The following is a 12648-nucleotide window of genomic DNA, read 5'->3' on the forward strand; positions in this document are numbered from 1 at the left end:
CAGAGGAGTACTCGTGGAGCAGGAAGTCCTGGTGCGCCTGACGGGCATCGTCAAGAGGTTCGGCGCCTTCACCGCCAACGACCGCATCGATCTCGCCGTGAAGGCGGGAACCGTGCACGCGGTCGTGGGAGAGAACGGTGCGGGCAAGTCGACCCTCATGAAGATCCTGGCAGGGGAAGAGCATCCCGACGAGGGGACCATCGAGATCGCGGGCACGACGCACGCGTTCCGGTCGCCGCGGGACGCCCAGCATGCCGGAATCGGCATCGTGCACCAGCACTTCCTGCTCGCGGATGCGCTGCGGGTCTGGGAGAACGTGGTGCTGGCCGACGAGCCCGGCAGCGCCTTCCGGCTCGACAGCGGCGCAGCCCGGCGCCAGGTCGCAGAACTCGCGGAGGCCAACGGCTTCCCGGTCGACGTGGATGCCGTGGTGCGCGAGCTCGGCGTGGGCGGCCGGCAGCGTGTCGAGATCCTGAAGGTGCTCTACCGCGACGCGCGCATCATCATCCTCGACGAGCCGACCGCCGTGCTCGTGCCGAGCGAGGCGCAATCGCTGTTCGCCGCGATGCGCCGCTTCACCGAGGCGGGCGCGGCTGTGATCTTCATCTCGCACAAGCTCGACGAGGTGCTCGACTTCGCCGACGAGATCACCGTCATCCGTGCCGGTGCGGTCGTCGGCTTCACCACGCCGGCCGAGACCTCGGCGTCGGAACTCGCCGCCCTCATGGTGAAGGTGGCCATGCCCGCGGTCGAGCCGCGGGCGACGCCCCCGGGAACGGATGTGGTGCTCGGCGCCTCGCACATCACCGTCGGCGAGGCGGGCGAGGTGCCCGCGCTCGACGACGTCTCCCTCGAGGTGCACTCGGGCGAGATCGTGGGCATCGCCGGGGTCGAGGGCAACGGCCAGTCGGAACTCCTGATGGCCCTGCTCGGTCGGGCCAGGAGCACGGGCACCGTGGAGCTCGGCGGGGCGGACATCACCGCGCTCTCCACCGAAGACCGCCGGGCCCGGGGCATGGCCTACATCCCCGAGGACCGGCACCGCGACGGCCTCGTGCTGTCGATGGCGCTGCGCGAGAACGCCGCGCTCGGCTACCACGCCCGCCCGCCCGTCAAGCGCGGGCCCTGGTTCAGCCGCTCCGGCGCCGCCGGCCTCGCCAAGGGCATCATCTCGCGCTTCGACGTGCGCGGCGGCGACAGCGCCACCCTCGCCTCCGCGCTCTCCGGCGGCAACCAGCAGAAGTTCATCGTGGGCCGCGAACTCGGCTCCGAGCCCCGGGTGCTCATCGCCGCGCATCCCACCCGCGGTGTCGACATCGGCGCGCAGTCCGCCGTCTGGTCGGAGCTCACCGCCGCCCGCGACCGCGGCCTCGGTACCCTGCTCATCTCGGCCGACCTCGACGAGCTGCTCGCCCTGAGCGACCGTCTGCTCGTGTTCTACCGCGGCCGCATCGTGGGCGAGCTCGACCCGCGCACGGTGGACGCCCCGGTGCTCGGCGAGTACATGACCGGCGTCCGGCACGCGGTCGTGGATGCGGATGCGCCGCTCCCGACAGACGACCCCGAAGGAGGTGCGGCATGATCCGCCGTGTCGCCGTGACCCTCGCGGGGCCCGTGGTCTCCGTGCTGCTCGCACTGCTCGTGACCACCCTCTTCCTCACCTTCGGCGGCTACTCCGCGTCGTCGGCCTACGAGACGATGTGGAACTACGGCATCGAGCCGGCCTCGCTCGTCTCCACCGTGAACAACGCCGTGCCGCTCTACCTGGCCGGCGTGGCCGCCGCCTTCGCCCTCCGCATGGGCCTGTTCAACATCGGCGTCGACGGCCAGTACCGCGTGGCCGCGCTGGCCGGCGCGGTCGTGGCCGCCCAGCTGCCGCTGCCGCTGTACCTCCGGCTGCCGATCACGCTCCTCGTGTGCTGCCTCGTCGGCGCGCTCTGGGCCCTGGTTCCGGCCCTGCTGAAGGTCTACCGCGGCGTGAGCGAGGTCATCACCTCGATCCTCATGAACGCCATCGCGACGACCGTGGTGGCCATCCTGCTCGCCCACGTCTTCCGCGACGGCGGCGGCCAGAATACCGGCACCGCGATCATCGACGAGAGCGGCGCGATGCCCGTGCTCATCGATCTCGGCATCGGCAACCGCACCTCCGTCTCGGGCTTCCTCGTGGTGGCGATCGTGGTGGGCATCCTGTTCTACCTGCTCCAGTACCGCACGGTGTTCGGCTTCACCCTGCAGGTGGCCGCCCGCTCTCCCGAGGCCGCCGAGTCGGCCGGCATCAAGGTGAACCGCCGCATCATCTGGGCCATGCTCGGCTCCGGCGCCATCGCCGGCCTCATCGGCATGCCGCACGTGCTCGGGGTGGCCTTCCGCTTCGACGGCACGCTGCCCACCGACCTCATGTTCACCGGTCTCGCCGCAGCCCTGCTCGGCCGTTCGCATCCGATCGGCATGGCGTTCGGCGCGCTCATCCTCGCCTTCGTCGAGCGCAGCTCGCAGGTGCTCGGGCTCGTGCACCTGCCCACCGAGGTCGGCTCGGTGTTCATGGCCGTCATCCTGCTCAGCTCGGCGGTGGGCTACTGGCTCACCGAGCGCGCCGACCAGCGGATCGCGCTGATGAGCGCCCTGCGCAAGCGCCGCCGCTCCGCCGGGGCGGCCGGAGGCACTCCGCCGGCACCGCCCGCTCCCCCGTCAGCGACCACCGGAATGGAGGCGGCCCGATGACCGACACCGTCGAATCCGCCGCGCCCTCGGCACCCGCCGCCGCGCCGCGCACCCTCGCCCCGAGCCCGCGGCGCCTCCGCGCCGGTCTGCGCTGGGCACTGCTCGGCCTCGGCCTCGTCATCGTCGCCCAGTACGTGGCGGATGCGCCGGGCATCTCGGCCTCGTCCACCTGGGGGTCCGCGCTGCGGCTCACCGTGCCCATCGCCGTCGTCGCCATCGGCGGGCTCTACTCCGAGCGCGCGGGCATCATCAACGTCGGCCTCGAGGGCATGATGATCGGCGGCACCTGGGTGGCCGGCGTCTTCGGGTGGATGTGGGGGCCCTGGGCCGCGCTCGCCGGCGGCGTCGTCGGCGGGCTCGTGTTCGGCATCGTGATGGCCGTGCTGTGCATCGAGATGGGCCTGAACCAGCTCGTGGTCGGCGTGGCCATCAACGTCATCGCTGCGGCGCTCGCCCGCTTCATGTCGGACATCGTGTTCAACGGCGTCGACGGCGGCACCATCGCGCGCTCGCCGCGCATCGACGGGTCGTTGCCCGTCATCAGCGTGCCGTTCCTCTCGGGCGGGCTCGGCACCCCCGATCTCACCCGCACCATGGAGGGCTCCGGCCTTCCGGTGATCTCGCAGATCGGCGGCATCGTGGGCGGACTCACGCACGACGTCTCGCTCGCCGCCGTGATCGGCCTGCTGCTCATTCCCGCGACGGCATATGTGCTCTGGCGCACCAAGTTCGGCCTGCGCTGGCGGGCAGCGGGCGAGCAGCCCGCCGCGCTGCAGGCGCTCGGCGGCCGCGTGCACCGCACCCGCTACATCGCGGTGCTCGTGGGCTCGGGCCTGGCCGGCTTCGCGGGCGGCTACCTCGCCCTGATGTCGCAGGCCTACGTCGAGAACCAGACCGCCGGGCGCGGCTTCATCGGTCTCGCGACCCTCATCTTCGGCAACTGGATGCCCTCGGGCGTCTTCCTGGGGTCGTCGCTGTTCGGCTTCAGCGACGCCGTCGGGCTCGGCCGGCCGGAGACGTTCCGGGCGCTGCTGTTCATCCTCGCCGTGGTCTTCGTGATCGTGGGCGCGCTGCGGATCTGGCGGGGGCGTCGCAGATCCGGCATCGCCCCGCTGGCGCTGGGCGGCGTGCTCGTGCTCGTGTTCCTGTTCGTGCCGCTGCCCACCGAGCTCGCCACCGCCGCACCCTACCTCGTGACACTCGCCGTGCTCGTGGTGGCCGGAACCACCATGCGGCCACCGGCCGCACTCGGCGCGCTCTTCCCGCGCAAGAACTCGCGCAGCTGAGCACCGCGCACCTCCCCTATCCGTCTTCCGACGTCGTGAACGAGAGCACCACCATGAACCGAATCAATACCGTCGCGCTCTGGGACGGCGACACCGACCGCGGCCCGAGCACCCTCGAGTGGGCCACCGGCCCCGCCGGCGGCGTCATCACCGCCGTGCAGTCGGCGGCGTCCGGGGAGCCGGAGTACTCCGTCATCCCGGGTCTCATCGACACCCACGTGCACCTCATCGGCCACGCCGGCACCGGGCACGCCGACTTCCTCAGCTGGCCGCTCACCACCCGGCCCGAGGAGCAGACCCTGCACGGGCTGGCGCACGCGACGGCCGCCCTGCGCGCCGGCGTCACCACGCTGCGCGATCTCTCGGCCGACGACATCCAGTTCTCCCTGCGCCGCGCCATCGACGAGGGCGTGGTCGCCGGGCCTCGCGTTCTCGCCCACGGCATGGTGAGCATGACGGCCGGCCACGGCGACCTCTTCACACCGGCGGCGGTCACGCAGCGCAAGCCGGTCGCCGACGGGCCCGACGAGTGCCGTCGCCTCGTGCGGCACTGGGCGCGCGCCGGCGCCGACGGCATCAAGATCGCCACGAGCGGCGGAGTGCTCTCGGTGGGCGACAAGAGCGCCTGGCGCAACTACACCGCGGCCGAGATCGACGCGATCGTCGACGAGGCGCACGCGCTCGGGATGCCCGTCGCCGCTCATGCGCACACCGAGGCCGGCATCGATGCGGCGCTCGAGCACGGCGTCGACTCCATCGAGCACGGCACGCTCATCTCGCCCGCCCAGGCCGTGCGCGTGGCGGCGGCCGGCATGACCGTCGCGCCGACGCTGCTGATCAACGACCGCATCGCGGCCGGGCGAGCCGGTGTGTCGGGCGAGCAGGCCGAGAAGGCCCTCGACCTGGTGCACCGTCGCGACGCCCTCTTCCGGGCCGCCGCCGACGCCGGGGTCGACTTCGTGCTCGGCACGGATGCGAACGGCCATCACGTGCAATTCGGCGACCAGATGGAGGAGGTGCGGCTGATGGCCTCGACCTTCGGCTGGTCGCCGTCGCGCGCGCTCGAGTCGGCCACCACCCGGGCGGCCCGGGCCATCGGGCGCGAGACGCAGCTGGGCCGCCTGCTCCCCGGCTTCGCGGCCGACTTCGTGGTGCTGCGCGGCCGGCCCTGGCTCGACATCGCCGCCCTCGACACCGCGAACATCGTCGCGGTCGTCTCGCGCGGCGAGGTGGTGGCGGGAGCCCTGCCCTCGTAGCCGTCGCCGCGAACGGCTCAGGCCGGGATGCGGCCCGTGCCGTATTTGAGGCGGCGCGCGACGACGAAGGCCACCGTCGACAGCACGAGCCACGTGCCGAGCACGAGGTAGGGCTCGGGATGCGGGTAGCCCGGGAAATAGGTGAGGTCGCGCAGTGCGCTGACGGTGGAGCCGGTCGGCAGCCAGCGCCCCATGAACTCGTAGAACGGCGGCAGCAGCTGCGGTGCGACGGCACCGCCCGATGAGGGGTTGCTGATGAGGATGAAGAGGATCCAGGTGGGCATGAGCGCCCACTTCCCTCCGATCACCACGCGGAAGAAGCTGTAGACGGATCCGGCCACGAACACGGCGACCGTGAGCAGCGCCCACACGGGCAGCACGGGGAAGCTCTCGAAACCGAGGATGGGCCCGGCCGTCAGCGACACGATCAGGGCGACGAGGGCTGCGCGCACGACATCCCAGGCCAGTTCGCCTCCGAGCGTCAGACGGGCCGCGTTGACGCGGGTCTGGATGGCGCCGACGAAGCCGATGATCGTGCAGGCGAGCGCGATGTAGAACAGCACGAGCCCGTTCGGGTCGCTCGGGTTGAGCGGGTTCACGTCGGTGACGGTGACGGTGACGCCGAACTTCGCCCCGAGCTCGGTGGCGTCCGCCGCGATGAGCTTGGCGACCGAGGCTCCCGAGGCACTCGAGATGATGAGCTCGCCGCTCGTGCTGCCGGCACCGCCCGACACGAAGGCGCCATAGATCTGCTGCTCGTTCAGGGCCTGGGTCGCCGCAGCGACGGAAGGGTACTCGGACACCAGGAAGGTGGTGCCGGTGAGGGACTGGAGGTCCTTCTCGAGCTGCTCGGGCGTGACCGTCTGCGAGATGACGCCGACCGGGATGTCGTGCGGCTGCGGGTTGCCCATCGCGAGGCTGTAGGAGGTCACGAACAGCGCGGCGAAGAGCGACATCAGCAGCGAGATCACGAGCGCGGGCCGGTTCGGGCCATTCACGGCCCGCTTGGCGGCCGAGAGGCCGCGCTGCACACCCGACGGGGTGGCGTCGGGTGCGGCGTCGGGTGCGGCGTCGGGTGCGGCGTCGGGTGCGGCCGGAGCGGACTCGGGAGTCGACATGGTTTCACGCTAGCCCCCGGGGCCGCGGCATCTCGACTTCCTCGCGATCCGATCCGAACGGAACCGATGCGATCAGATCAGATCAGATCAGATGCGATGCGATGCGATGCGACTAGTCTGCAAAGTAACTAAGCTGGTTAGCGAACTCATCCGTCGATTGCTCCGAGGAGAACCCGTGGCCCACAGCTCGCCTCCCCCGCTCCCCGCCGACCGCGTGCGGCAGATCGTCGTCGCGGTCTGCGCCGTCCTCGCCGTCGTCGGCTCCTTCGTGGGTTCGGGTGCAGCCGGCGGCACGCCGATCCAGGATGCCGCGGGCGGCGCCCTCGGCGCCGACGCCACCCTGATCGCACCGGCCGGTCCGGCATTCGCCATCTGGAGCGTCATCTACGCGGGGCTGCTGGCCTACGCCGTCTGGCAGCTGCTGCCCGCGCAGGCGGCCGCTCCGCGCCAGCGCACGCTGGGCTACCCGGTCGCGGTCACCCTGCTCCTCAACGCGGCCTGGATCCTCAGCGTGCAGGCCGGCCTGCTCGCCCTCAGCGTGGTGGTGATCGTCCTCCTTCTGGTCTCCCTCCTCGTCGCCTTCGTTCTCGTGGTGCGCACCCGCCGGCATCCGCAGCGCATCGTCGAGTCCGTGGTGCTCGACGGCACCGTCGGCCTCTACCTCGGCTGGGTCTGCGTGGCCACGGCGGCCAACGTCACCGCCGCCCTCGTCGCCGCCGGTTTCGATGGCTTCGGCTGGTCTCCGGACGCCTGGGGGGTCGCGATCGTGATCGTCGCCGGGCTGGCGGGGCTGGCCCTGGCCGCGTTCGGCAGTGGGCGGCTCGGCCCGGCCGCCTCGCTCGGCTGGGGCCTCGTGTGGCTCGCCGTCTCGCGCATCACCGGGTCGCTCGAGTCGCCGGCCGTCGCATCCGCCGCCCTCGCGACGGCGAGCGCCGTGGTGGTGGCGACCGTCGTCATCCGGGTGGCGCACGATCGGCGCGAGAGCACCCGCGCCTTCGCCGTTCGGGAGGCGCGCGCATGACCGCCGCAGACACGCCGCACGGCAGCGGGCGCGGCGACGGCACCGGCAGCGGCGGCGCGAACCCCCGCACCCGCTGGTTCGGCCTCGTCTTCATCAGCATCGCGGTCGCGCTCATCATCGTCGATTCCACCATCGTGAACGTGGCGATCCCGTCGATCATCGACGATCTGGGGATAACCTCCACCCAGGTGCAATGGGTGCAGGAGTCGTACACCCTGGTCTTCGCCGCCCTGCTGCTCGTGTTCGGAACGCTCGCCGATCGCTACGGGCGGCGGCGCATGCTGGTGCTCGGCGTGGCCGTGTTCGCCTTCGCGAGCATCCTGGCCGCCCTCGCCCCGTCGGGGGAGCTGCTGATCGGGGCCCGGGTCATCCAGGGCGTCGGCGGCGCGATGGTGCTCCCCACCACCCTCTCGATCATCAACGCGACCTTCCGCGGCCGCGAGCGCGCCATCGCCTTCGCCGTGTGGGGCTCGACGATCGGCGGCATGACCGCGGTCGGCCCGCTGCTCGGCGGCTGGCTCACCACCTACTTCTCCTGGCGCTGGGCGTTCGGCATCAACATCCCGCTCGGCGTGATCGTCATCGTCGGCGTGCTGCTGTTCGTGCGGGAGTCGCGCGAGCAGGGCGCCGCCGCGGGCGCCCGCCGGGTCGACGTGGTGGGCGCCGTGCTCTCCGTGATCACGAGCGCCACCCTCGTCTTCGGCCTGATCGAGGGCCGCACCTACGGGTGGTGGCTCACCAACCACGCGCCCGTGATCGGCGACTGGACCTGGCCGTTCGACCTCTCCCCCATCCCGCTCTCCTTCGCGGTCACGATCCTGGCCGGCACGGCCTTCGTGCTCTGGGGCCGGGCCCGGATGCGCGCCGGCAAGAGCACCATGCTCGCGTTCGACCTGTTCCGCATCCCGAGCTTCCGCAACGGCAACCTCGCCGCCATGATCGTGTCGCTCGGCGAGTTCGGCATCATCCTCTCGCTGCCGCTCTGGCTGCAGAACGTGCTCGGCTTCGACGCCCTGCAGACGGGGTTCATCCTGGTGGCGCTGGCCCTGGGCTCCTTCGTGGCCTCGGGCTTCGCGGGCGCCTTCGGCAACCGCATCTCGGCCGTGTTCATCGTGCGGGTGGGTCTCGCCGCCGAGATCGTGGGGGTGGCGGGGCTCGGCTTCGTGATCGCCCCAGACACCGCGTGGGGCCTGCTCATCCCGTTCCTGTTCGTCTACGGCTTCGGCGTGGGGCTCGCCACCGCGCAGCTCACCGGCGTGGTGCTCAAGGACGTGCCCCTCGAGCAGAGCGGGCAGGGCTCTGGCACGCAGAGCACGGCCCGGCAGATCGGCTCGGCGCTCGGCATCGCCATCCTGGGCACGGTGCTCTTCACCACCGCCTCGGCCCAGCTCGACTCCCGGCTCGGCGACCAGGGGGTTCCGGATGCGCAGCGCGAGCAGATCGTGACCCAGGTCGTCGACAGCTCGGGCGCCGCCATCGCGGGGCTCGCGAACGACCCCTCGATGACCGCGGTGGTGACGGATGCGAAGGCCGCCTTCTCCGACGGCACCCGCTACTCCGCGTTCGCGGCGGCGGGCTTCCTCGCCGTGGGCTTCCTGGCCACCCTCTCGCTCGGCGGCGGCACTGCGGGGCGCCCCCGCTCGCGCGACTCCCAAAAACAAGAAGTCCCTGGCCGACACGCCGACTGACGTCGTCCAAGGTACGGCGGGTCGTTTCGAGACTCCTTGTTTTTGGGACGGGGGCGGGGAGAGGAGAACGGATCGGCCGGGGGGGAGAGAGGAGAACGGATCGGCCGGGGGGGGGGGGGAGGGAGATGGCGGGGGGATCAGTGGAGGATGGCGGCGGCGGGCGGGGAGTCGCCGGTCGGAGAGGTTGTGTCCGCCGGGGCGGAGATCACTCGGGCCAGGCGCACCGTGAAGGTGGTGCCGGCGGGCGAGGAGTCGACGGAGATCGTTCCGCCGTGGTTGTCGACGATGGAGGAGACGATGGCGAGCCCGAGGCCCGAGCTGCCCGCGCGCCGGGAGCGCGAGGAGTCGCCGCGGGCGAAACGCTCGAAGAGCTCCGGCACGAGTTCGGCGGCGATGCCCGGTCCGTCGTCGGTCACGAAGAGCTCGACGACTCCCCCGGGGGCTCCGGGCCCAGGAGTCCCGGCTGCAGTCCGTGGACCGTCGGCAGCGGCACCGGCGCCGACCGCGCCCGCTCCCGCTCCCGCGAAGCGCACCCCCGCCGTCACGCTCGTGCCGGCGGGCGTGTGCACGGCCGCGTTCGAGAGCAGGTTCAGCACGAGCTGGTGCATCCGCTCCCGACCACCGGTGACGAGGGCGGGCGCATCGGGTACGTCCGCCATCCACCGGTGATCGGGCCAGGAGGCGTTCGCGTCGCTCACGGCGTTGAGGGCGATATCGGCCAGATCCATCTCGTCGAGATGCAGGTCCTGTCCTTCGTCGAGCCGTGCGAGCAGCAGCAGATCGCTCACGAGGGAGTTCATGCGCTTCGCCTCCGACTCGATGCGCGCCAGCGAGTACTCGGTCACCTCGGGCAGGGAGGCCGCATCCTGTCTCGTCAGCTCGGCGTAGCCCTGGATGGCGGCGAGCGGGGTGCGCAGCTCGTGACTGGCGTCGGTGACGAAGCGGCGCATCCGCGTGTCCGTCGCCGCGCGCACGGCGAGCGCGTCGTCGACGTGGGCGAGCAGCCGGTTGAGGGCCTCTCCCACCTGGCCCACCTCGGTGCGCGGGTCGGTGTCGGCCTCGGCCACGCGCGGGGTGATGGCGACCTCGCCGCGGTCCAGCGGCATCGAGGTCACGGCCACGGCCGTCTCGGCCACGCGCGCGAGCGGCCGCAGGGCGAGCCGCACCACCACGATCGCGCCGATCACGATGATGAGCAGGCCCAGGATGGCGAGCACCGAGATCACGAGCGTCTCCTGCCTGACGGCCGCCTCCGCGGTCGCCATCGACACCCCGGCGATCAGGACGTTGCCCTGGCTGTCGGTCTCCGACGCCAGGCGGTAGTTGCCGAGGCTGGGCAGGTCGAGGCTCTGGTGGGTCTCGTCGGTGAGCGAGGCGGCCTCGAGCCGGGCGACGACCTCGGAGCTCAGCGCCACCGCATCCGACTCGGAGAAGCGCGCGGAGTCGGTGACCACGCCGTTCTGCTCGATCGCGATGATGGTGCCGGGCCCGTGGCCGGTGTAGTCGACGAAGGGCTTGCCGGCGCCCGGTCCGGTGCTCGCGCCCCCGTAGCCGGAGGTGCCGTTGCGCAGCTTCTCGACCGAGTGCCGCAGCGCCGACATCGACCCTGAGAGCTGCGTGTCGACCACCGTCGTGACGGAGGCGTTCAGCGTCACGACGCTGACGATCCCCACGGTCACGAGAACGGCGGCCACCACGAAGGCGATGCCGAGCACCAGCCGGCGCCGCAGGGTCATCCGCCGCCGCACACGGGGAGTGCTCATCCGGGACCTTCGGCCGGCCGCAGCACGTAGCCCACGCCGCGCACGGTGTGGATCATCGACGCGCGCCCGGTGTCGATCTTCTTGCGCAAGTAGGAGACGTAGAGATCGACGATGGAGGCCTTGCCCGCGAAGTCGTAGTTCCACACCCGGTCGAGGATCTGCGCGCGCGTCAGCACCCGCCGCGGGTTGCGCATGAAGTAGCGCAGCAGCTCGAACTCGGTGGTGGTGAGCGCGATGCTCTCGCCCGCCCGGGAGACCTCGTAGCTCGACTCGTCGAGCACCAGCTCGCCCACCACGATGCGCGACTCCTCGTCGGAGCTCGTCATCATCGAGCGCCGGAGCAGCCCGCGCAGCCGGGCGACGAGCTCCTCGAGGCTGAACGGCTTCGTCATGTAGTCGTCGCCGCCGGCGGTGAGCCCCACGATGCGGTCGTCGACCGAGTCGCGCGCGGTGAGGAAGAGCGTGGGCGAGCTCTGGTCCTCCTCGCGCAGCATCCGGAGCAGGCGGATGCCGTCGGTGTCGGGCAGCATGATGTCGAGCACCACGACGTCGGGCCGCTGCTCCCGGTAGAGCTGCAGGGCGGTGGCGCCGTCGTGGGCGACGTCGACCGCCCAGCCCTCGTAGGAGAGCGCGAGACTCACCAGGCTCGTAAGCACCACTTCGTCGTCGACGAGGAGCACGCGGATGGCCGAGCCGTCGGCCCGGTACATGCGCGGCAGCTTCGCCAGCACGGCGCGACGCCGACCGGAGCTGAGGAGTTCCTCGGAGATCGGTGCATCGGCCACGCTCTCATTCTCGGGCGCGGGCTGCCGTTCGGACGCCTCGAATCCGGTATTCATAGACGGCTCAAATGTTTCCACACCGTGCGCAAGCGGCCTCGGCCTACCGTCAGGCCATGACTCAGATCAGGGCGGTCTCATCCGGCACGTCATGGCAGCCGACCCGGCGACTTCAGGCCCAGCGCCCCGGCGCCGCGCAGCCGCATCCGGCACCGCGCCGGGTGCGCGATGCGCTGGCACCGCGCCGGGTGCGCGATGCGCTGGCCTCGGCGGGGATCCGGCGCCCGCGGATGCTGCGCGGCGAGCGCATGGAGCTCCCGGTCGACGCCCCGACGCTCGCGACCGAACGCCTGCTGCTGCGGCGGCACTCCCTGCGCGACGCCGACGACTGGTTCGCCCTCGAATCCTCCCCCGCCGTCACCGAATTCCTGCCCTGGCCCGAGCGCGACCGCCGGCAGTCCGACCGGCACCTGCGCGACCGCACCCGGCACACGCGGCTGTGGCAGCAGAACGACTTCCTCGCCCTCGCCGTCGAGCGGCACGGCCGCGTGATCGGCGACGTCTCGCTGCACCTGCGCGAAGTGCCGGCCGAGCGCCGCTCGGTGGAGATCGGCTGGGTGCTGCACCCCGGCCACTCCGGCCGCGGCTACGCCACCGAGGCCGCCCGGGCGCTGCTCGGCTTCGCCTTCGAGGTGGTGGGCGCGCGGCGGGTGACGGCCGTGACGGATGCGCGGAACATCCGCTCCCTCGCCCTCGCCGAACGACTCGGGTTCACGCCGGTGCGGCCGGCCGGCCTCGCGGAGGAGTTCGCGCCGTCGACGTCGCCGTCGCTTTCGCTGTCCTGGTCACCGTCGATGTCGCTGTCCCTCTCCCTCTCGCGGGAGGAGGCGGAGCGACACGACCCCGTGAGCGCCCTGCGTCGGGCGCTGCACCAGCAGAGATAGGGGCGCACCCGCCGGTCCGCGCATCGGTTGCGAGCCGGTTCCGGGGCCGGGTCCGGTTCCGGTTCCGGG

Annotated in this window: 10 protein-coding genes; 7 read left to right on the plus strand and 3 right to left on the minus strand. The window is 71.8% G+C overall.

The genetic code is table 11. The features are described 5' to 3' along the window. Positions 1-13 precede the first annotated feature (13 nt). The 4 genes from VD659_RS12600 to VD659_RS12615 are packed head-to-tail and all read left to right on the plus strand — an operon-like array spanning position 14 to position 5266. Positions 14-1582, plus strand: coding sequence for an ABC transporter ATP-binding protein (locus VD659_RS12600; RefSeq protein WP_423261411.1), 1569 nt, complete (start codon positions 14-16; stop codon positions 1580-1582). After that, positions 1579-2724 carry an ABC transporter permease gene (locus VD659_RS12605; RefSeq protein WP_423261412.1) on the plus strand — a complete coding sequence of 382 codons (1146 nt, stop codon included), beginning with the start codon at positions 1579-1581 and terminating at the stop codon, positions 2722-2724. The genes VD659_RS12600 and VD659_RS12605 overlap by 4 nt, the downstream gene beginning before the upstream one ends. Next, complete coding sequence (locus VD659_RS12610) at positions 2721-4010, plus strand: ABC transporter permease (RefSeq protein ID WP_423261413.1); 1290 nt, start codon at positions 2721-2723, stop codon at positions 4008-4010. The genes VD659_RS12605 and VD659_RS12610 overlap by 4 nt, the downstream gene beginning before the upstream one ends. Before the next feature lie 53 nt (positions 4011-4063). After that, complete coding sequence (locus VD659_RS12615; RefSeq protein ID WP_423261414.1) at positions 4064-5266, plus strand: metal-dependent hydrolase family protein; 1203 nt, start codon at positions 4064-4066, stop codon at positions 5264-5266. 17 nt (positions 5267-5283) lie between these two features. Here VD659_RS12615 and VD659_RS12620 read toward each other — a convergent pair whose 3' ends face one another. After that, positions 5284-6384, minus strand: a complete 1101-nt coding sequence (locus VD659_RS12620) for a hypothetical protein (protein WP_423261415.1) — start codon at positions 6382-6384, stop codon at positions 5284-5286. A 175-nt stretch (positions 6385-6559) separates the two neighbouring features. Here VD659_RS12620 and VD659_RS12625 point away from each other — a divergent pair, with 175 nt between their 5' ends. Together VD659_RS12625 and VD659_RS12630 are read left to right on the plus strand one after the other, a co-directional pair. Then, positions 6560-7405 (plus strand): tryptophan-rich sensory protein, encoded by an 846-nt coding sequence (locus VD659_RS12625; RefSeq protein ID WP_423261416.1) that lies wholly within the window; start codon positions 6560-6562, stop codon positions 7403-7405. After that, the gene (locus VD659_RS12630) at positions 7402-9093 is read left to right on the plus strand and encodes an MFS transporter (RefSeq protein WP_423261417.1); all 1692 of its coding nucleotides are present in this window, start codon (positions 7402-7404) and stop codon (positions 9091-9093) included. The genes VD659_RS12625 and VD659_RS12630 overlap by 4 nt, the downstream gene beginning before the upstream one ends. A gap of 137 nt (positions 9094-9230) precedes the next feature. Here VD659_RS12630 and VD659_RS12635 read toward each other — a convergent pair whose 3' ends face one another. Together VD659_RS12635 and VD659_RS12640 are read right to left on the minus strand one after the other, a co-directional pair. After that, on the minus strand, positions 9231-10856 hold the full coding sequence (locus VD659_RS12635) for a sensor histidine kinase (RefSeq protein ID WP_423261418.1): 1626 nt from the start codon (positions 10854-10856) through the stop codon (positions 9231-9233). Further along, a complete protein-coding gene (locus VD659_RS12640) occupies positions 10853-11566 on the minus strand; it encodes a response regulator transcription factor (protein ID WP_423261449.1) in 714 nt (237 codons plus the stop codon). Before VD659_RS12640 ends, VD659_RS12635 begins: the two co-directional genes overlap by 4 nt. A gap of 185 nt (positions 11567-11751) precedes the next feature. Between VD659_RS12640 and VD659_RS12645 the strand changes: the two genes are divergently transcribed. Continuing rightward, on the plus strand, positions 11752-12579 hold the full coding sequence (locus tag VD659_RS12645) for a GNAT family N-acetyltransferase (RefSeq protein WP_423261419.1): 828 nt from the start codon (positions 11752-11754) through the stop codon (positions 12577-12579). The last annotated feature ends 69 nt before the right edge of the window (positions 12580-12648 follow it).

This window comes from Herbiconiux sp. 11R-BC (assembly GCF_049472555.1).
Classification (GTDB): Bacteria; Actinomycetota; Actinomycetes; order Actinomycetales; family Microbacteriaceae; genus Herbiconiux.